We start from the raw sequence: 18,752 nt of genomic DNA on the forward strand, positions 1-18,752 counted from the left end.
TGGAGTTGCCCCGAGGGGGGCTGACCCCACGGAGGGACGGGACGCGATGAGTCTGCGGCAGTTCGAGTATGCGCTGGCCGTTGCCGAGGAGGGGTCGGTCACGGCGGCGGCGGAGCGGTTGCGGGTTGCGCAGCCGTCGATGTCTCAGCAGATCCGGGGGCTGGAGCGGGATCTCGGGGTGGAGCTGTTCGCCCGGACGCCGAGCGGGCTGACGCCCACCGTGGTCGGGCGGGCGTTTCTGCGGGAGGCGCAGACCGCCGTGAGTGCGGCGCGCCGGGCGACGGCGACCGCGCGGGCCGGTGCCGCCGAGCTGGTCGGCGAGCTGACCGTCGCCGTGCAGATGGGCTTCGGCACCCGGCAGCTTCCCGAGGCGCTCGGCGCGCTGCGCCGCCGCTTCCCCCGGCTGGAGGTCACCCTCTCCGAGGAGCCCAGCTCCGCCGAGCTGGACCGGCTGTGCCGCCGGGGCGTGCTGGACCTCGCCCTGATGGCGAAGTGCGACCGCACCCCCGCGGACGCCCACCGCCTCGGCGAGGAGGAGTTCGTCGTGGTGCTGCCCGCCGGACACCCCCAACTCACACAAGGGCGCATCGAGTTGCGCGACCTCAAAGGCGAGCCCTGGGTCCGGTTCGACCGGGACAGCGCGCTCGACGGCGTCCTCGTGGAGGCCCTGCGGGAGACCGACCCGGACCCCGACACGGTCGCCCGCGTCTCCCAGACCGCGACCGCCGTCCGCTGGGCCGCCCAGGGTCTCGGTGCCACCCTCGTCCCCGCCTCGGCGGTCCCCCCGGGCCACGAGCACCTCGCCCGCCCGGTCTCCCCCGCCGTGGCACAGCCCGTCATCGCCGTGGTCCGGCACCCGGCGGGCCCGGCGGAGACGGCCCTGCTCGAATTCCTCCGCCAGGAGAACTGGGACGGGCCGAATTCCCCCGCACCGGCTCCCTGACCGGAATTCACAGCAACTTTCTCACTCAGCCCCTCGGGAATTCCCCGCCGTCGATGACGAAATTGCTCCCGGTCACCCAGCTCGCCTGGTCGGACACCAGGAACAGGACCGCCCGCGCGATGTCGTCGGGCAGCCCGTCGCGCCCGAGCGGTACGAGGGACTCGGGCCCGGTCTGCGTCGGGTCGAGGCGGGCCCACTGCTCCCGCGTGGCCTCGCCGCCGGGGGTGGTGACCCGGCCCGGAGTGACCGTGTTGACCCGGACCCCGGCCGGGGCCAGCTCGGCGGCCAGGCCCCTGCTGTAGTTCTCCAGACCCGCCTTCGCCACCGTGTAGTGCAGGAACGGCGGGAAGGCGACGGGCACGGCGGCCGAGGAGATGTGCACGATCGCCCCGGAACCCCGGTCCCGCATGGCCGGTGCCAGCAGCGAGTCCAGCCGCACCGAGGCCAGCAGGTTGAGGTTCAGCGCGTCCAGCCATTCCTCGTCGGGGATGGCGACGGCGGACGCGTGCGGCTGAGCCCCGCCCGCGTTGTGGACCAGGATGTCCACCCCGCCGAGCACGTCGACCGCGGCCGCCGCGAGGTCCTCCGCGCCCTGCCGGCTCCGCACGTCGGCGGCGACGAAACTCGCCCCCTCCGGCACGGTGCCGGACGACGAGCGTGCGGTGGTGAGCACCTCGGCGCCGGCCTCCAGGAGCCGGGCCACGATGCCCGCCCCGATGCCCCGGGAACCCCCGGTGACCAGGGCCCGCTTTCCCTTGAGTTCCGGTGATCCGGTTCCGTTCTGGGTGGTGGCCATTTCTGCGGTCCTCTCCTCGGACAATTCACGGCGGACTTCTCTTCGAGTCGCTTCACCGTAGGTCCGGAAAAGAAGAGGAAGCAAAGACCGAATAGCAGCAGGGGCCATAGGGCTTTCCTATGCCCCGCCGTACGGACTACGCTTCCTGGTCCACCCGCGTGCGAGGGGCACCCCCGCACCGGACGATGCGAGGAGTTCTTCTTGGCCTGTGACCTGTGGCTGGTGCCGCTCGTGGACGTGCTGTGCCATACGCCGGACAACCCGTTCGCCGAGGAACTCGCCGTCTACAACAACGCGTTGGCCGCCGCCGGGCTCCCCCCGGTCCCGGTCTACCAGTACATGCCGGGCCTCAACGGCGAGGTCGCCCCCGTCGCGGGATTCGACTACGACGCGCTGCACTTCCTGCGCCGCGCCCACCTGCTCCAGCTCTGCGGCCTCCCCGTCACCCCTGTGGGGGAACTGGGCGGCGATTACGAGCAGTTGCTCGAAATGTTCGAGTCAACCGCCCAGCAGTCCCACCTGGTCTGGCACTACGACCACGCCGGCGCCTACGTCCCGCTCGACTTCCCGCAGCCCCTCTCCAACGACGAACTCCTCGCCGGTGGCGGCCCCTTGGGCTCCGCCCATGCCCTGCTGCGGGAGCTGGAGCAGGTCGCCCCGGCCATCGGCATCGACCCGGCGAACCCGCCCGCCGCCCCGGCGCCCCCCTCGGCCCCCACCGAGCTGGAGGAACCCGCCGTCCCGGCGCCCTACGACCCGAGCCCCTTCGCCCGCGAACGGCACGTCTGGCTCGGCCTGCACGCCGCCGCGACCCGTTCCCTCGCCCAGGGCTCGATGATCGTCTTCAGTTGAGCTCGGGCGGCTGCGGCGGCCCCTGGCTCCCGTCCAGCAGTGCCGCCCGCAGCAGCAGCGTGTGTACGAACCGGTCCGGCGCGGTCGGCGGGAACCGCCAGGCCAGCGGCCAGGTCTGCCCGTCCAGCGCCGGGACCGGGATGTAGCTGACGCGATACGGCCCGCTCGTGAGCCGGGTGACCTCGGCGGGCCAGGCGTGATGCGCGGTACTCCCCGGCGCGACCAGGAAGTACACGCACCTGCGCCCGTTCCCCGACTCCACCACCGGCCCCGGATCACCCCCGGTCATGCGCGCCATCCGGCCCGCGATGTCGCGTCCACGATCACCGTCCAGCCGTACCGCGTCGAACTGGACGCCGGCCCGCCGCAGTTGGATGCCCCTGGCGGGAATCCACTGGATGCCCGCGTGACTTTGCGTATTCATGCGATCAGTTTCGGCAGGCGCCGCTACGGTTTCCATGACTCTCCGTCGACCCGTCGGAACGGTCGGGAGTCGGGGCCGCTCGTTGAAGCCCGGTTGAGTTCGGTTGAGTCCAGGGGTGATCGCAGTGGCGCGAGCGGCGAACAAGGTGGCGGCGAGCGGGACGGCGCGCATGGTCGCCGCCTTCGCGAAGGCACGGCGTGAACAGATGGGTCTCACCCAGGAGGAGTTGGGCGCCCTCATCGGCTACACCGCGTCAGCGATCAGCGCGATGGAGACGTGTGCGCAGCCCGCGAGCGACAAGATGCTGATGGAACTCGAGCGGGTGCTCGGGGACGGCATGGGCATCTTCGAGATGGCCCGCAAGTTCGTCCTGCTGGACAAGTACCCTCCGCAGTTCCAGGACTTCGCCCTGATGGAGGCGGAGGCGGTCTCCCTGTCCTCCTACGAGACCTACGTGATCGCTGGCCTGTTCCAGACGGAGAATTACGCGCGTGCGCTGATCGGCGGCGGTTCTCCCGCGCTTCCGCAGGCCAAGGTGGACGAGCTGGTCGACGCCCGTCTAGCGCGTAGGAGCCTCTTCGACCGCACAGACCCAACCCCCATGATCGAGCTGGTCCTTGACGAGTCCGCGCTCCTTCGGACGATCGGCAGCAGGGACGTCATGAGCGAGCAGTTGTACGCTCTCGCCGAGGACGCCGAGCGGGAGAATGTGAGCCTGCAAGTCCTGCGCCTGGACCGAGGAGCGAAGGGCGCTCACGCGGGCACCTTCGGCGACATGACGCTGGTCACGACCAGCGAACACCACCACGTGGTCTATCTGGAGGCTCAAGACGAGAGCGTGCTGGTCAGCGATCCCGTTAAGGTGGCGCGGCTAACCCACCGGTATGCGAAGATCCGATCACAGGCTCTGAGCCCGGACGACTCTGTGAGCCTCATCCAGAAGTTGGCGGGAGAAGCGCGAAATGACCAGCACCCTCCTATGGTTCAAGTCGAGCTACAGCAATGACAGTGGCGGCCAGTGCGTCGAAGCCGCTTTCACCTGGCACAAGTCCTCTTACAGCAACGCCAGCGGCGGCAACTGTGTCGAAGTCGCTTCCTGCCCCGAAACTATCCACGTCCGTGACTCCAAGCAGACCGACGGCCCCCTCCTCGCCGTAACGCCCACCGCGTGGACCACGTTCCTCACGGACGCGCGACGAGGCTGATCTCCGGCGGCCACAGCACACCCGAGCCCATCAACAGGGACGGGCCGAGGTGGAGCGGGCACACCGGCAAGGACGACCGGTTGTGCCGCCGCACCTCGAACACCGCGGGGTCCCCGCACTCGGACACCTCGCCGTAGGGCCCCCCGCACTTCTCCCGGTCGCTGCTCATGGAGAAATTCCACCGCGCCGGAACGCGGAACGCCCGCCGAGCGCGCCCATAGGGCGGACCGGCGGGCGTACCCACGTACAGACCGTGCGGCCTAGAGGAACGAGTTGATCTCGATCGTCTCGTCGCGGCCCGGGCCGACACCGATCGCGGAGATCGGCGCGCCGGACATCTCCTCCAGCGCCTTCACGTAGTTCTGCGCGTTCTTCGGCAGGTCGGAGAAGGACTTCGCCTTGGTGATGTCCTCGGACCAGCCCGGCAGGGTCTCGTAGATCGGCTTCGCGTGGTGGAAGTCGGTCTGGGAGTAGGGAAGTTCCTCGACCCGCTTGCCGTCGATCTCGTAGGCGACGCAGACCGGGATCTCCTCCCAGCCGGTGAGCACGTCCAGCTTGGTGAGGAAGAAGTCGGTGAGGCCGTTGACGCGGGTGGCGTAACGGGCGATCACCGCGTCGAACCAGCCGCAGCGGCGGTCACGGCCGGTGGTGACACCGCGCTCGCCACCGATCCGGCGCAGCGCCTCGCCGTCCTCGTCGAACAGCTCCGTCGGGAACGGACCGGCGCCCACGCGGGTGGTGTACGCCTTGAGGATGCCGATGACCCGGCTGATCTTCGTCGGGCCCACGCCCGCGCCGGTGCAGGCACCGCCGGCGGTCGGGTTGGAGGAGGTGACGAAGGGGTACGTGCCGTGGTCGATGTCGAGCAGGGTGCCCTGACCGCCCTCGAACAGCACGACCTTGTCGTCCTCCAGCGCCTGGTTGAGCACCAGGACGGTGTCGGCGACGTACGGCTTGAGCTGCTCCGCGTAGCCCAGCAGCTCCTCGACCACCTGGTCGGCGGCGATGGCGCGGCGGTTGTACAGCTTGGTGAGCATCTGGTTCTTGACGTCGAGCGCGGCCTCCACCTTCTGGGTGAGGATCGACTCGTCGTAGAGGTCCTGGACCCGGATGCCGACGCGGTTGATCTTGTCGGCGTAGGTCGGGCCGATGCCCCGGCCGGTGGTGCCGATCTTGCGCTTGCCGAGGAAGCGCTCCGCCACCTTGTCCATGCTGACGTGGTACGGCGTGATGATGTGCGCGTTACCGCTGATCAGGAGCTTCGACGTGTCGACGCCGCGCTCGTTCAGACCGCTCAGCTCGGAGAGCAGGACCGAGGGGTCGACGACGACACCGTTGCCGATGACCGGCGTACAGCTTGGGGAGAGGATTCCGGAAGGGAGGAGGTGGAGCGCATACTTCTGGTCGCCCACGACGACCGTGTGGCCGGCGTTGTTGCCGCCCTGATAGCGCACTACATAGTCCACCGAGCCACCGAGCAGGTCGGTCGCCTTCCCCTTGCCTTCGTCACCCCACTGAGCACCGAGCAGCACAAGTGCGGGCACGCGCGTACACCCCTTCCGGGCGGGGCATGTCCATGGTCGGGGTATGGGCGTACACCGCTTACCCGCGACCGCCTTTGGCCGCACGACCGTCGGACCGGATGCCCCGGAATAGACGAAGCCCCTGGCGCAATAGCGCAAGGGGCTCTTGCACAAAGATGCTACCCGAGGAAGCGAGGCAGGACCGAGGTGGCGACTTCCGCGACGTCCGATCAGCTCCTTGTGATCATCGATCCGATGGCCCGGCACACGGACGGAGAGTCCGTGCGGATAGCGAAAGACGTGCTCAGCGCGGGTGCGACGGCGAAAGTGTGTCTGCCGGACGGGCCGGAGGAATTCGCCCGTGCGCTGGGGCGACGCGGGTCGCGGCGGCCGGTGGTCATCGGGGATGATCGAGCACTTGTTCGAGCGGTGGGGTTGCTGCACCGGCATCGAGAGCTGGCCGGATGCGCGCTGTCCGTGGTGCCGGTCGGGTCGGCGGGGCTGGCGCGGTCCCTGGGGGTGCCCGGCGGGCCGGTCGCCTCCGCGCGGGCGGTGCTGGAGGGGGTGTCCCGGCAACTGGACCTCCTGGTCGACGACAGCGACGGCGTCGTGCTCGGCTCGCTGGGCATACCGCCCGCCTCCGTCCCCGCCGAACCGGTCGGCGTCGGCGCCCGGCCCTGGCTGCGCACCCTGGTCCGCACCCTCGCCGCCCGCCCGGCCCGGCTCCGGGTCGAGATCGACGGCGTCACGGTCATCGACCTCGACCGCCCGGTGGAGTCGGTCTCGGTCACGCCGGGCACGCGGGGGGTCGCGGAGGTGGAGATCCGCCCGGTGTCCCTGGGCGCCGAGTCCACCCCGCTCCGCTCCTGCGGCCGCACGGTCACCGTGACGGGCGAGGACTTCCACTACCGGGCCGACGCGGAGACCTCCGGTCCGGTGCGGCGGCGGACCTGGCGGGTGGCGGAGGGGGCTTGGGGGTTGGTGGTACCGGGGTAGCGGGGCGCGTCAGGGGCTGCGCTTGGCTCGGTGTTCACGCCAGCGTTCCATGATTCCCGCCAGGTCGTCCTCGATGAACTCGAAGAACTCCAGGGTGTCGGTGAGGCGGCGGCCGGCCGGGGTTTCGGGGCCGAGGCTGGCGATGCCTTCGCGCAAGGCGTCCTCCCAGCGTTTGATGATGGCCTCGCGGCTGGTCAGGGCCTCGTACCACTGGTCGCTGTGCACGCGGTAGCGCTCGCGGCGGGAGCCGGGCTCGCGTTCGCGGGAGACCAGGTGGACCTGGGAGAGGTAGCGCACCGCGCCGGAGACGGCCGCCGGGCTGATCCGCAGCAGTTCGCCCAGCTCCGCCGAGGTGAGCGTCCCGGTGTCGGAGGCCAGCAGGGCAGCGAAGACCCGCGCGGGCATGCGCGGCACCCCCGCCTCCACCAGTTGGGCCGCGAACCGCTCCACGAACCGCGACACCGACTCCGGATCGCGCCCGTCCCCACTCTCCACGCTCGCCTCCGTCATGCCCTCACCCTAACTCGAATTCATACACTTCCTTAACTTCACAAATTTCTGAAGGAAGCGTACGTTCAGAATCATGACCAAGGCAATCACGGTCTCGGGGCTGCACAAGTCCTTCGGCCGTACCCACGCCCTGACCGGCCTCGACCTCGAAGTCGAGGCCGGCGAGGTGCATGGCTTCCTCGGCCCCAACGGCGCCGGCAAGTCCACCACCATCCGCGTCCTCCTTGGCCTGCTCCGCGCCGACTCCGGCGCCGCGCAGATCCTCGGCCGCGACCCGTGGGCCGACGCGGTCGAGATCCACCGGCGCATCGCGTACGTCCCCGGGGACGTGACGTTGTGGCGCGGCCTGTCCGGTGGCGAGGTCATCGACCTCTACGGCCGCCTGCGCGGCGGGCTGGACGCGCGGCGCCGTGCCGAACTGACCGCCCGCTTCGAGCTGGACCCCACGAAGAAGGGCCACACCTACTCCAAGGGCAACCGGCAGAAGGTCGCCCTGGTCGCGGCCTTCGCCTCCGAGGTGGACCTGCTGATCCTGGACGAACCGACCTCGGGGCTGGACCCGTTGATGGAGGAGGTCTTCCAGGCTTGTGTCCGCGAGGAGCGGGAGCGGGGCCGTACCGTCCTGCTCTCCTCGCACATCCTCAGCGAGGTGGAGTCCCTGTGCGACCGGGTGAGCATCGTGCGGAAGGGGCGCACGGTGGAGAGCGGGTCGCTCGCGGAGCTGCGGCATCTGACGCGGACGAGTGTGAGTGCGGAGGTTTCTTCGGCGGTGGCGTTGGAGGGGCTGGCCGGGGTGCACGGCCTGGAGGTGCGGGGGGCTCGGGTGCGGCTTCAGGTGGACACCGCTGAACTTGGCGGTGTGCTGCGGGTGTTGAGCGCCGCTGGGGTGCGGTCGCTGACGTGTACGCCGCCGACGCTGGAGGAGTTGTTCCTGCGGCACTACGAGTCTGCGGACGCGGTGGAGGTTGGCGTCCGATGAGCGCGCTGGCGGGTACCGGGGTGCTGTTCCGCTTCGCGCTGCGGCGGGACCGGGTGCTGATTCCGGTGTGGATCGGCGTGAACGCCCTGATGGTGCTGTCCATGCCGGGAACCCTCAGGGGGCTGTACGCCACGGACGCCGAACGCGCGTCCCTGCGTTCCCAGGTGGCCGGCAACGCCTCCCTGCGGGCCCTGACAGGGCCCGTACTGGACGATTCCCTAGGGGGCCTGACCGCCTGGCGCGTCGGGGTGTACGCGGGGCTCCTGGCCGCCGTGATGAGCCTCCTGATCGTCATCCGGCACACGCGGGACGAGGAGGAGAGCGGACGCCTGGAGGTCGTCGCCTCCGGCGCGGTGGGACGGCGGGCTCCGCTGAGTTCCGCGCTGCTGGCGTCTTTGGCGGCGAACGGGGTGCTGGCGGGGGTGCTGGTCGCGGGGCTGGCGTCGCTGGGTCTGTCGGGTGCGGTTGCCCTGGGGCTCGCGGTGGGGCTGGTCGGTCTGGTGTTCGCGTCGGCTGCCGCGGTGGCGGCTCAGCTCACGGAGAGTGCGCGGTTGGCGCGGGGGTTGACGTCGGGCCTGCTGGGCGCCGCCTTCGTGCTCCGGGCGGCGGGCGACTCGGGCTCCTCTTGGCTGACCTGGGCTTCGCCGCTGGGATGGCTGGAGAAGGTGCGGGCGTTCGCGGGGGAACGGTGGTGGGTGCTGGGGTTGTTGGCCGCTGCCTGTGTTGTCCAGGGTGCGGTGGCCTACGGTCTGGCCGGCCGCCGCGACCTCGGCATGAGCTTCCTCCCCACCCGGCCGGGCCCCGCCGTGGGCCGCCTGGGCAGCGCGGGCGCCCTCGCCTGGCGTCTCCAGCGGGGCGGGCTGTTCGGCTGGAGCATCGGCTTCTTCCTGGCGGGCGTGATCTACGGCAGCCTGACGGAGGGAGCGGCGGACCTGGTGTCGGGGAACTCGGGTGCGCGTGCGGTCCTGGAGCGGATGGGGGGCCGGGCGGGGGTCACGGACACGTTCCTCTCCGCGATGATCGGCATGCTGGGGCTGGTGGCCGCGCTGTACGTGGTGGGGGCGGTGCTCCGGCTCTCCGCGGAGGAGTCCTCGGGCCGAGCGGAACCCTTGCTGGCATGTGCGGTGAGCCGCCTCCGCTGGGCGGCGGGCCACTTGGTGATCGCCTTCGGCGGCGTCGGCGTCCTGATGCTGCTGGCGGGGCTGGGCTTCTGGGCGGGGTACGGGGCCCGTCCCGGCGCGGTTCTGGGTGCGTGCCTCCTCCAGGTAGCGGCCGCGTGGACGCTGGGGGCGGTGACGGTACTGCTCTACGGGTTCGTCCCTAGGGCGGCTGTGGCGGGATGGGCTGTGGCGGGCGCGGTCCTGCTGATCGGCTGGGTCGGCCCAGCGCTGGACGCTCCGGGATGGCTGCTGAACCTCTCCCCCTACAGCCACCTGCCCAAGCTGCCGGGGGCGGAGATGGAGTGGGGACCGGTTTCCGTACTGGTGGGGGTGGCGGCGGCGCTGACGGGGGCGGGGGTTCTGGGGCTGCGCCGGCGGGACTTGGCGGGCTGAGATCACGTACGGGTGGTGCTCCGAGGGAGGCGGGGGTTCTCTCGCGCGTGTAATTCGGGGCCGGGTTGGAGGGGACGTGGCCCGAGTGATCGGTTTCCGTCTTTTGGGCGATGGGATCAGGCCGTTCCTCCTCAGCGGCGGGCGGGGGCTGCTACCTGTGAGGGGGCGGCGGAATCTAGGGGGACGCATGAAGGCGAAGCTGATGGTGGCCGGAACGGTCATGGCGGGGCTCGTGCTCAGCGGGTGTGCCGTGCAGGACAAGTCGGCGACCTCGCGGTACGGGATCGACGCGGAGGTGACCGCGTTGAGTGTGACGACCAAGGGCGGCAACATCGACGTCGTCCCTGGTGACGGCACCGGCGCCCGGGTCACGGAGAAGATCCGGTATGCCAACGACAAGCCGCGTACCGAGCACTCCGTGAGCAACGGCCGCCTCACCCTCACGGCACCTCGCTGCGACGACTGCGGCGTGAACTACACCGTCTCCGTACCCCCCGGCACGATCCTGACCCTGGACACCGAGGGCGGCAACATCACCGTCCGCGAGGTCAACGGCGCGATGAAGGCGCGGACGGGCGGCGGAAACGTACGCGTGACCGACACCGCCCCCAAGACCCTCTCCGCCCGGACCGACGGCGGAAACATCGAGGCGTCCCTGACGAAGCCCCCCACCACCCTCACCGCGGAAACAGGCGGCGGCAACGTCAAGGTCACCCTCCCCCGCACCCCCTACGCCGTCGACGCCACCACCAGCGGCGGCCGCAACACCGTCTCGGTCCCCACCGACCCTTCCTCCCCCCACCACGTGACCATCCGCACGGGCGGCGGAAACATCGACGTCAACCAGACGCCCGACTCGTAGGAGTGAAGCTTGCGGCGGCGGGCCGGCAGGGCAAATACCTTTGCGGTGCCAACGCCGGGTCGCCAAGACTGTGCCGATGCTGATCCGACGAGAAGAGCCCGCCGACGAGCACGCGGTACGCGCGGTCACCGCCGCCGCGTTCGCCAAGCCGGAAACGCCGGTCCCCGTGGAGGTCGGTCTCCTCGATCGGTTGCGGACCTGCGGGGCATGGCTCCCGGAACTGTCGCTGGTCGCGATCGGTGACCAGGGGGAGATCGTCGGGCACGTCGTCTGCACGCGCGGGCACGTCGAAGCCCACCCGGTCCTCGCGCTCGGCCCGCTCAGTGTGCATCCGGAGCACCAACGCCGTGGCGTGGGCCTGGCGCTCGTCCATTCCGTACTGGGTGCGGCGGACGCGACCGGCGAACCTCTCGTCGCGCTGCTCGGCAACCCCGCGTACTACAGCCGCTTCGGCTTCCGGGCCGGCACGCAGTACGGCGTCACCCCTCCCGATCCCGGCTGGGGCGCCCACTTCCAGGTCCGCACCCTGACCACGCACGAACCGGCCCTGCGGGGCGCCTTCACCTACCCCGAACCCTTCAACAACCTCTGACCCCCGCAACCCGGCGACGCGGCCCGGATCATCCCAAGACCGGCTCCGCCACGGCCGCCGCCCCGTACCCGGCGAGGTACAGCCGCAGCCGCGTCACATCCTCGGCCTCCACGAACACCCGCCGCCCCCACCACTCCCCCAGCCGAGCGGCCACGTCGACCAACCGTCGCCGCTCCTCGGGCGAGTGCGCCGGATACCGCACCCACCCCCGCTCAGAGATCACATTCCCCAACTCCCGGAACAGGAGCTCCCGATAACGCCGTTCCTCCTCATCGGTGAGCAAAGCCTCCGAATCCTCAGAACTCGGCACCTGAACTTCGAGAAACTCCCGCACTGCCCCACACTCCACAATCCCCGGACCCCACCGAATTCCCCGAGAGTACTTTCCGCGACGGCTTGCCGGAGGCACCCGCACCCGCCCCGGTGGCGTGTTCACCTGCTCGCACCGTGAGCCCATCGTGGGGCAGTACGGCACGCTGATCGTCCAGGGCACCCGGCCCTCAGGCGACAGTCACCTTCAGCTCCTCCAACCCCCGCATCACGAACCCCGGCTTTCGGGGTGGGGCCGAGGCCAGGGTCAGGGTGGGGGCCTGCTCAAGGAGCGCGCGCATGGATGCCCCCAGCTCCAGGCGGGCCAAGGCCGCGCCGATGCAGTAGTGGGTGCCTGCGCTGAAGGAGACGTGGGGGTTGTCCCTGCGGGTGAGGTCCAGGCTCGTCGGGTCGTCGAAGACACGCTCGTCGTGGTTCGCCGAGCCGAAGAGGAGGGCGAGTTCGGCGCCTCGGGGGATCGTCGTGCCGGCGATGTCGATGTCATCCAGGACCCAGCGTTCGAAGAGCTGGAGGGGAGTGTCGTAGCGGAGCAACTCCTCCACCGCCGTGGGGATCAGGGCGGGGTCCGCGCGGAGGGCGGAGAGTTGGGCGGGGTGCTCGAACAACGCCAGCCAGCCATTGGTCGTGGCGTTCACCGTCGCCTCGTGGCCCGCGTTCAGCAGCAGGACCGCCGTGGAGATCATCTCCTGCTCGGTGAGCCGGTCATCCTCGTCGTGGGCCGCGATCAGGGCCGTGATCAGGTCGTCCCTAGGGGCCGAGCGGCGCGCGGCGATGAGGCCCCTCAGGTACTCCGAGAACTCCACCGACGCCCGTACCGCCCGCGCGGCCACCTCCGGGGACGGGTTCAGCTCGTACATCCCGCAGATGTCCGCCGACCAGGGCCGCAGCGGTGCCCGGTCCGCCTCCGGGATGCCCAGGAGTTCCGCGATGACCGCGACCGGGAGGGGTTCCGCCACGTCCGCCAGCAGGTCGCCGCCGCCCGCCCTGACCAGACCGGCCACGAGGGAGTCCGCCAGCCCGTGCACATACCCCCGCAGTCGCTCCACCGTGCGCGGGGTGAACGCCTTGGAGACCAGGCGCCGGATGCGGGTGTGGTCCGGCGGCTCCAGGTCGAGCATGCCGTGGTCGTTGAGCGTGTGGAACGGCTCGTGCTCGGGCGGGGGCGCGGTCCGGCCGAACTCCTCGTGCGTGAACCGGTGTTGGTACGTACGCCCCAGCCGCCGGTCCCGCAGCAGCGCCGACACGTCGGCATGGTGCGGCACCAGCCACTGGTCCGTCGGCTCGTACCTGATCACCCGCCCGCGTGCCCGCAGCTCGGCGTAGGCCGGGTAGGGGTCGGCGAGGAACTCCGGTGACCAGGGGTCGAAGGTGGTGCCCATGGGGGGACGCTAGTCCGTGCGGGCCCCACCGGGGTAGATGACATGTGTCATCCCCAGGACATGCCCCTCGGCACTGCCCCTGGGGCCCCCGTCTTCCTAGACTCGTCCCATGTTCAAATCCCGCAAACCCGGACAGGACGACGCCTGGGAAGGCGTCGTCACCGACAAGTCGCGTGGCATGCTCGACGGCTCGAACATGTATCACTTCGTCGAACTCCGCCTGACCGACGGCGAGTCCACGAAGGTGCGGATCGGCCGCCGCCTCTGGAAGGACGTGGCCGTCGGCGACCGGCTCGTCAAGCGGCCCGGCACCGACCCGGTCAAGGCATAGCTTTAAAAGGCCAGTTGGGCGATCTCCTCCGCCACCACCGCGCACGCGTCCGCCGCCGGGTCGATCAGCGGGAAGTGGCCGATGTCCTCCAGCAGCGTGACTCCCACGACCTCACCCGCCCTGGCCGCCGCGTCCGCGAAGGACTCCGCCACCTCGTAGGGGACATCCCGGTCGGTACGGCCCTGCACCAGGGTCGTGGCGATACCCGTCGGGAGGAGCAGCGCTGGGTCCGCGTGCGGAACACGCTCCGCGAACGAGTGCTGTCCGCCGAGGAGTTGGACCGCAGCTTCGTCGCAGACCTCCAGCTTCTCCGCCAGCCCCAGATCCGCGATCGGCGCCAGCGCGACGACCCCCCGCAGCGGCGCCGGCCGGTCGGTGCGCCAGGGCGAGTCCGCCGGCAGGACGTGTCGCGCGGCCGCCCACAGCGCGAGGTGCCCGCCCGCCGAGTGCCCGGTGAGCACCATGCGCCGGGCGTCCGCGCTCGGCAGCGCCTCGCGGGCCAGCTCCGGCAGCGCGTCCAGCGCGGTGGCGACGTCGTCGAAGGTCTCCGGCCAGCGGCCCGCCGGCGGTACGGAAGAAGGCTCCGCGCCCGTGTTCTGCGCCGGGATGTCCGGCCCACCGCGCCGGTACTCCACATTGGCGACGGCGAACCCGCGCCGTGCCAGGAAGTCCGCGAACGGCGTGATGTGCCGCCGGTCGTACCGCGCCCGCCACGCCCCGCCGTGCAAAACCACGACCAGCGGCGCGGACGCCGCCCCGGTGCGCGGCGCATAGAAGTCGATCACCTGGTCGGGGTGGTCCCCGTAGGGGGCGCTCGCGTCGGGGTCGACCGGCGGATGGGAGAACGCCGACTCCTCCTCGGCGGCGGCACGGGCTGCGCTTGCGTCCTCCGGCATGCTCCAACCTTCCAGCTACGTAAGGGGTTTGGCGGACCAGGGCCAGAGTGGGGATTCGGCCGTTGGCCGGGACGGTATCAGGCCCGTGACGTGCGCGGACACGGGGATGTCACCCAGGGTGAGGCAAAAGGGGGCTGTGCGGAGTTCGTCCCTCCGCACAGCCCCCCGGCGCCCCGCGCGTACGCCTACGCCAGCACCTCTCCGAGCACCCGCGCCGCCCGCTCCGCGTCCGCGAAACCGACGTACAGCGGGGTGAAGCCGAAGCGCAGCACGTCCGGGTGGCGGAAGTCGCCGACCACACCCCGGTCGATCAGCCGCTTCATCACGTCACCGGCGTCCGCGCAGCGCAGCGCGACCTGGCTGCCCCGCTCCTCGTGCCGCAGCGGCGTCACGCACTCCACCCGGCCGGGCTCGGTGTACGCGCGCACGCAGTCCAGGAAGAAGTCGGTCAGGGTCAGCGACTTCGCCCGCACGGCGTCCACCGAGACCCCGTCCCAGACCTCCAGTGCCGCTTCGAGCGCCAGCATGGAGAGGATGTCCGGCGTGCCGACCCGCCCGCGCCGCGCGCCAGGCACCGGGGTGTACTCGGGGTTCATCCCGAAGGGTTCGGCGTGCGAGTTCCACCCCGGCAGGGGCGAGTCGAAACGGTCCTGGAGGTCGCTGCGGACGTACAGGTACGCGGGCGAACCGGGGCCGCCGTTCAGGTACTTGTAGGTGCAGCCGACCGCCAGGTCCACCCCGTGCGCGTCCAGTCCGACCGGCAGCGCGCCCGCGCTGTGGCATAGGTCCCAGACGACCAGGGCACCGGCGTCGTGGACGGCCGCCGTCAGCGCGGGCAGGTCGTGCAGTCGGCCGGTGCGGTAGTCGACGTGGTTCAGCAGGACCGCGGCCGTGCGCGGGCCGAGGGCGGCCGGGATCTCGGCGGGGGTCAGCGCGCGGAGGGTGCAACCCGTCATCCTCGCGGCCGAGGTGGCGATGTACCCGTCCGTGGGGAACGTCGTCGCGTCGACCAGGATCTCGTCCCGGCCCTCCCCTGCCATGCGGACGGCGGCCACAAGTGCCTTGTAGACGTTGACACTTGTCGAGTCGCCGACCACGACTTGCCCCGGTGCCGCACCGATCAGGGGCGCGATCCGGTCCCCGATCCGCTCCGGCGCGGTCCACCAGCCGGACTCGTCCCAGGAGCGGATGCGCAACTCGCCCCACTGGCGGGCCAGTACGTCCCGCATCCGGTCGGGTACGTGTGCGGGGAGCGCGCCGAGCGAGTTGCCGTCCAGGTACACACCCTCGTCGAGGACGAACCGGTCGCGCAGTCCGGCGAGCGCGTCGGCCGCGTCCAACTCCTTGGCACGCAGAGCCAGTTCCGTACGGTCAGACATGGGACCTCGCCGTCCACAGCTCGGGGAACACGTTCTTGCGGGCCCGCTTCTCCAGCCAGGCCACTCCGGCGGAGCCGCCGGTGCCGGCCTTCGAGCCCATCGCGCGGCGGGTCGCCACCAGGTGGTCGTTGCGCCATCGCCACACCAGTTCGGCGACGTTCGTCAGCGCCTCCCCGAGGCGGGCGAGGTCGGTGTCGGGGTCACCGGAGTACACGGCCGTCCAGGCGGCCTCGACCGCGTCGACGGGCTCGTACCGCTGGGACACGTCCCGGTTCAGCACCTCGGCCGGGATCGCGTGGCCGCGGCGGGCGAGCAGGCGTACCGCCTCGTCGTACAGGCTCGGCTCGCACAGCGCCTTCTCCAGCTCGGCGTACGTGCGGGGGGTGCCGCGGTGCGGGACGAGCATCGACGCGGACTTCTCACCGAGCAGGAACTCCATGCGGCGGTACATCGCCGACTGGAACCCCGAACCCTCCCCCAGGGCGGACCGGTACGAGTTGAACTGAGCCGGGGTGAGCTGGGCCAGCGGACGCCAGGAGGCGTTCAGCGCGTCCAGCTCGCGTACGGAACGCTTCAGCGCGGCGATCGCGGTGGGCACGTCGTCCGAGCGGAGCGCCTTCGCGGCGGTCTCCCACTCGTGTGTGATCACCGTGAACCACAGCTCCATGACCTGGGTCGTGACCAGGAAGACCATCTCTCCGGGGTCGTCGGAGAGGGTGTGCTGGAGGTGGGTGAGCACGTCGGCCCGGACGTAGTCCTCGTACGGCGTCGTACCGGCGAAGTCGAGATGCGGGGTCTCGGGCTCAGCGGCCTCTTCGGCGGCCTGGGAAGGGGGGTGAGCCTGATGGGACATCGCTGTCTCCTGTTTGAACTCCGGGTAGCGGTCCGCCCCTGCCGATGCCGGCACGGGGGCCCCGGTCCCCAGACGGAATCCTCCGCAATCGCATGGGATACGGCAAGGCGGGGCGCTGTGCTGACCTTGGCGGGGTGGCCTGCGGCGCGTGGTGGGGCGGCTTGCTGGCCGTGGCGGGGCGGCTTGCTGGCCGTAAACGACCGTTCTTTTCCTGAATGAGATCACCTATGGTCGCGGGCGGGGCGGGAGTGCCGGTCGGTGTCATGGGGGCACGGGGGATTGCGGGCTCGCGCGTATCGGGGGAGGGGTGCGGGCTGTGCTGTGCGCTTTTGTGGGGGCGGGGTCGTGACCTCGCTGGAGGTCCGTACGCGGCTTACCGGGGTTCCCGTACGGGGCCTCAGGGGTGGGCCCCTGTGGGTGGTGCCGGTGCTGTGGACCGCGGGGCTCGGGCTGTGGGGGCTGTCGCGGGAACACAGCGTGTGGCGGGACGAGGCGGCGACCTGGCAGGTGGCCCGGCGCTCCACGGCCGACATCTGGCACCTGCTCGAGCAGGTCGACGCCGTACACGGCCTGTACTACCTGCTGATGCACGCCCTCTTCACCTGCTTGGGCCCCGGCACCACGACCCTCCGCCTGCCCTCCGTACTGGCCGTCGCGGTCGCGGCGGGCTGCGTCACGGTCATCGGACAACGGCTGGCCGGGAACTGGGCCGGGCTGGGCGCCGGAATGGCCCTCGGGCTGCTCCCGGCCGTGCAGTTCCACCTCCAGGAGGGCCGACCGTACGCGCTGGTCATGGCGGGCTCGGCGGTCTCGACACTGCTCCTGGTGGTGCTGCTGGAGCGTCCCGCTTCCTGGCGCTGGGCCGCGTACGGCGTGACGGTCCTGCTGTGCGGGCTGCTGAACTGGCTCGCGCTGCTGGTGCTGGTCGCGCACGGGGTGACGCTGTGCTGGACGCGGGCGGGGCGGGGTACGTGGGTCCGCTGGGCGGTGGCTGCAGGGGGCGCCGTTTCCGGAACGGCACCACTGATCCTCTTCAGCCGGGGCCAGTCGGAGCAGATCTCCTGGATACCGCCCCTGACCTGGCACATGCTGATCGGCCCGGCGATCCTGCTGGCGATCGGCACCCTAGGGGCTCTCCTGGACCGCCCGCTCCCCGGCGGACCCTCGGTCGCCTCGGTGGGCCTCCCCCTACTGGCGGTCCCCCTCCTCGCCCTGACAGGGATGTCCCTGATCAAGCCCCTGTTCCTGGACCGCTACATCCTCTTCGGCCAGCTCGGCCTGACTCTGCTGATCGGCACGGCACTGGGCCGGGCGATCGACGCGACGGCCCCCCGCTTCCCAAGGACCGCACGGCTGATCCTCCCGTTGGCACTTCTGTCGGCTCTTGGGGCCCTTCTCCCCTACTCCCTGGCCAAACGCTCCCCCGAGAGCCGCGTGGACGACGTCCTGTCGGCCGCCGACCGCGTCCACCACCTGAAGCACCCCGGAGACGCGGTCCTCTTCATCCCGGCGGCCCGCCGAGACACGGCCCTGGTCTCCCCCGACGCCTTCACAGGGCTGCGGGACATAGCCCTGGCGGAGTCCCCGGTGGCGTCGGGCACCCTGAAGGGCGTGGAGGCGGAGCCGTCCCGCATCCGCACGGCCATGCTCCGCTCCGACCGAATCCTGCTGGTCACAGACGCGCCGGGCGTGGCGAAACGGGACTCGGCCCGCCGGGACAAGGCCAAGAGGGCCGCACTCCGGAGCTGCTTCACCCCGGTTGCGGACGAGACAGTGCGCGGCCGCCGAGTGACGGTCTACGAACGCCTCCCCGAGCCCGGTCAGAGCTCATCCCCTAGTGGCAGACTTCAGCCATGACTACGCACAAGAACCTGCTCGGCGGCCCGGACCCGACGCACCTGCCCGAGAACGAAGAGGCGTACCGCCTGCTGGACCAGGACTCCCTGGCCCCGGCCGAGGTCGTGGCGAAGTACCCCACGTTCTCCCTGGCCTGGGCGATGCTCGCGGACGACGCCTTCGAGGCCGGCCGCGTGGTCGAGTCGTACGCCTACGCCCGCACCGGCTACCACCGCGGCCTCGACGCCCTCCGCCGCGCCGGCTGGAAGGGCCACGGCCCCATCCCCTGGTCCCACCACCCCAACCGAGGCTTCCTCCGCTGCCTCGCCGCCCTGGCCCGCGCGGCCGACGCGATCGACGAAAAGGAAGAGGCCGACCGCTGCTGGCAGTTCCTGCAGGACAGCAGCGAGGAGGCTTACGCGGAGCTGCGGCGGTAGGCTCCGCCGTTCGGCGGGGGGGCTTGACTCCGGCCGGGGGGGGCTGACTCGTGTGGAGTGACGCAGACGAGTCGGC

The 18,752-nt window shown here is 71.0% G+C and carries 22 protein-coding genes; 12 read left to right on the plus strand and 10 right to left on the minus strand.

Translation table 11 applies throughout. From position 1 onward, the window contains the following. The first annotated feature begins 46 nt into the window (after positions 1 to 46). Entirely contained in the window at positions 47 to 943 is an 897-nt protein-coding gene (locus tag OG448_RS14135; protein WP_405553986.1) for a LysR family transcriptional regulator, read from the plus strand. Positions 944 to 968: 25 nt separating this feature from the next. Here the strand turns inward: OG448_RS14135 and OG448_RS14140 are convergent, their stop codons facing one another. Beyond that, positions 969 to 1,739, minus strand: coding sequence for an oxidoreductase (locus OG448_RS14140; RefSeq protein ID WP_405553988.1), 771 nt, complete (start codon positions 1,737 to 1,739; stop codon positions 969 to 971). A 201-nt stretch (positions 1,740 to 1,940) separates the two neighbouring features. Here OG448_RS14140 and OG448_RS14145 point away from each other — a divergent pair, with 201 nt between their 5' ends. Next, positions 1,941 to 2,591 carry a hypothetical protein gene (locus OG448_RS14145; protein ID WP_405553989.1) on the plus strand — a complete coding sequence of 217 codons (651 nt, stop codon included), beginning with the start codon at positions 1,941 to 1,943 and terminating at the stop codon, positions 2,589 to 2,591. Here the strand turns inward: OG448_RS14145 and OG448_RS14150 are convergent. After that, the gene (locus OG448_RS14150; RefSeq protein ID WP_405553991.1) at positions 2,584 to 3,015 is read right to left on the minus strand and encodes a hypothetical protein; all 432 of its coding nucleotides are present in this window, start codon (positions 3,013 to 3,015) and stop codon (positions 2,584 to 2,586) included. The two genes, OG448_RS14145 and OG448_RS14150, sit on opposite strands and share 8 nt — an antisense overlap. A gap of 169 nt (positions 3,016 to 3,184) precedes the next feature. Between OG448_RS14150 and OG448_RS14155 the strand changes: the two genes are divergently transcribed. Then, complete coding sequence (locus tag OG448_RS14155) at positions 3,185 to 4,021, plus strand: Scr1 family TA system antitoxin-like transcriptional regulator (RefSeq protein ID WP_405558800.1); 837 nt, start codon at positions 3,185 to 3,187, stop codon at positions 4,019 to 4,021. After that, the gene (locus OG448_RS14160) at positions 3,978 to 4,220 is read left to right on the plus strand and encodes a DUF397 domain-containing protein (RefSeq protein WP_405553992.1); all 243 of its coding nucleotides are present in this window, start codon (positions 3,978 to 3,980) and stop codon (positions 4,218 to 4,220) included. Before OG448_RS14155 ends, OG448_RS14160 begins: the two co-directional genes overlap by 44 nt. On the opposite strand, the gene OG448_RS14165 is transcribed toward OG448_RS14160, so the two are convergent. Together OG448_RS14165 and OG448_RS14170 are read right to left on the minus strand one after the other, a co-directional pair. After that, positions 4,198 to 4,389 carry a hypothetical protein gene (locus OG448_RS14165; RefSeq protein WP_405553994.1) on the minus strand — a complete coding sequence of 64 codons (192 nt, stop codon included), beginning with the start codon at positions 4,387 to 4,389 and terminating at the stop codon, positions 4,198 to 4,200. The two genes, OG448_RS14160 and OG448_RS14165, sit on opposite strands and share 23 nt — an antisense overlap. Before the next feature lie 91 nt (positions 4,390 to 4,480). Beyond that, a complete protein-coding gene (locus OG448_RS14170; RefSeq protein ID WP_399569710.1) occupies positions 4,481 to 5,764 on the minus strand; it encodes an adenylosuccinate synthase in 1,284 nt (427 codons plus the stop codon). Between the two features lie 186 nt (positions 5,765 to 5,950). Between OG448_RS14170 and OG448_RS14175 the strand changes: the two genes are divergently transcribed. Next, positions 5,951 to 6,739, plus strand: a complete 789-nt coding sequence (locus OG448_RS14175; protein ID WP_405553996.1) for a diacylglycerol kinase — start codon at positions 5,951 to 5,953, stop codon at positions 6,737 to 6,739. A 9-nt stretch (positions 6,740 to 6,748) separates the two neighbouring features. On the opposite strand, the gene OG448_RS14180 is transcribed toward OG448_RS14175, so the two are convergent. Further along, complete coding sequence (locus OG448_RS14180) at positions 6,749 to 7,249, minus strand: GbsR/MarR family transcriptional regulator (protein WP_405553998.1); 501 nt, start codon at positions 7,247 to 7,249, stop codon at positions 6,749 to 6,751. Between the two features lie 73 nt (positions 7,250 to 7,322). On the opposite strand from OG448_RS14180, the gene OG448_RS14185 reads away from it, so the two are divergent. From OG448_RS14185 to OG448_RS14200, 4 genes are all read left to right on the plus strand, one after another. Further along, positions 7,323 to 8,228, plus strand: a complete 906-nt coding sequence (locus OG448_RS14185) for an ATP-binding cassette domain-containing protein (protein WP_405554000.1) — start codon at positions 7,323 to 7,325, stop codon at positions 8,226 to 8,228. After that, positions 8,225 to 9,781, plus strand: coding sequence for an ABC transporter permease (locus OG448_RS14190; RefSeq protein ID WP_405554002.1), 1,557 nt, complete (start codon positions 8,225 to 8,227; stop codon positions 9,779 to 9,781). Before OG448_RS14185 ends, OG448_RS14190 begins: the two co-directional genes overlap by 4 nt. 187 nt (positions 9,782 to 9,968) lie before the next feature. Beyond that, positions 9,969 to 10,643 carry a DUF4097 family beta strand repeat-containing protein gene (locus OG448_RS14195; RefSeq protein ID WP_405554003.1) on the plus strand — a complete coding sequence of 225 codons (675 nt, stop codon included), beginning with the start codon at positions 9,969 to 9,971 and terminating at the stop codon, positions 10,641 to 10,643. A gap of 76 nt (positions 10,644 to 10,719) precedes the next feature. Further along, a complete protein-coding gene (locus tag OG448_RS14200) occupies positions 10,720 to 11,235 on the plus strand; it encodes a GNAT family N-acetyltransferase (protein WP_405554005.1) in 516 nt (171 codons plus the stop codon). Positions 11,236 to 11,263: 28 nt separating this feature from the next. On the opposite strand, the gene OG448_RS14205 is transcribed toward OG448_RS14200, so the two are convergent. Continuing rightward, positions 11,264 to 11,569: a hypothetical protein gene (locus tag OG448_RS14205; protein WP_405554007.1), complete on the minus strand. Its 306-nt coding sequence runs from the start codon at positions 11,567 to 11,569 to the stop codon at positions 11,264 to 11,266. Positions 11,570 to 11,735: 166 nt separating this feature from the next. Next, on the minus strand, positions 11,736 to 12,944 hold the full coding sequence (locus OG448_RS14210) for a cytochrome P450 (protein ID WP_405554009.1): 1,209 nt from the start codon (positions 12,942 to 12,944) through the stop codon (positions 11,736 to 11,738). A 109-nt stretch (positions 12,945 to 13,053) separates the two neighbouring features. Here OG448_RS14210 and OG448_RS14215 point away from each other — a divergent pair, with 109 nt between their 5' ends. Next, positions 13,054 to 13,275: a hypothetical protein gene (locus OG448_RS14215; protein ID WP_405554011.1), complete on the plus strand. Its 222-nt coding sequence runs from the start codon at positions 13,054 to 13,056 to the stop codon at positions 13,273 to 13,275. A gap of 2 nt (positions 13,276 to 13,277) precedes the next feature. Here the strand turns inward: OG448_RS14215 and OG448_RS14220 are convergent, their stop codons facing one another. The 3 genes from OG448_RS14220 to OG448_RS14230 all read right to left on the minus strand — a co-directional run bounded on the left by OG448_RS14220 (position 13,278) and on the right by OG448_RS14230 (position 16,403). Beyond that, positions 13,278 to 14,171, minus strand: a complete 894-nt coding sequence (locus OG448_RS14220) for an alpha/beta hydrolase (protein ID WP_405554013.1) — start codon at positions 14,169 to 14,171, stop codon at positions 13,278 to 13,280. A 185-nt stretch (positions 14,172 to 14,356) separates the two neighbouring features. Next, a complete protein-coding gene (gene kynU / locus OG448_RS14225) occupies positions 14,357 to 15,550 on the minus strand; it encodes a kynureninase (RefSeq protein ID WP_405554014.1) in 1,194 nt (397 codons plus the stop codon). Further along, positions 15,543 to 16,403, minus strand: coding sequence for a tryptophan 2,3-dioxygenase family protein (locus tag OG448_RS14230; protein ID WP_405554016.1), 861 nt, complete (start codon positions 16,401 to 16,403; stop codon positions 15,543 to 15,545). Before OG448_RS14230 ends, kynU begins: the two co-directional genes overlap by 8 nt. Before the next feature lie 426 nt (positions 16,404 to 16,829). Here OG448_RS14230 and OG448_RS14235 point away from each other — a divergent pair, with 426 nt between their 5' ends. Together OG448_RS14235 and OG448_RS14240 are read left to right on the plus strand one after the other, a co-directional pair. Further along, positions 16,830 to 18,260, plus strand: coding sequence for a hypothetical protein (locus tag OG448_RS14235; RefSeq protein ID WP_405554018.1), 1,431 nt, complete (start codon positions 16,830 to 16,832; stop codon positions 18,258 to 18,260). Then, complete coding sequence (locus OG448_RS14240; protein ID WP_405554020.1) at positions 18,257 to 18,676, plus strand: DUF3151 domain-containing protein; 420 nt, start codon at positions 18,257 to 18,259, stop codon at positions 18,674 to 18,676. Before OG448_RS14235 ends, OG448_RS14240 begins: the two co-directional genes overlap by 4 nt. Positions 18,677 to 18,752 lie beyond the last annotated feature (76 nt).

The organism is Streptomyces sp. NBC_01171 (genome assembly GCF_045039805.1).
Lineage (GTDB): Bacteria > Actinomycetota > Actinomycetes > Streptomycetales > Streptomycetaceae > Streptomyces.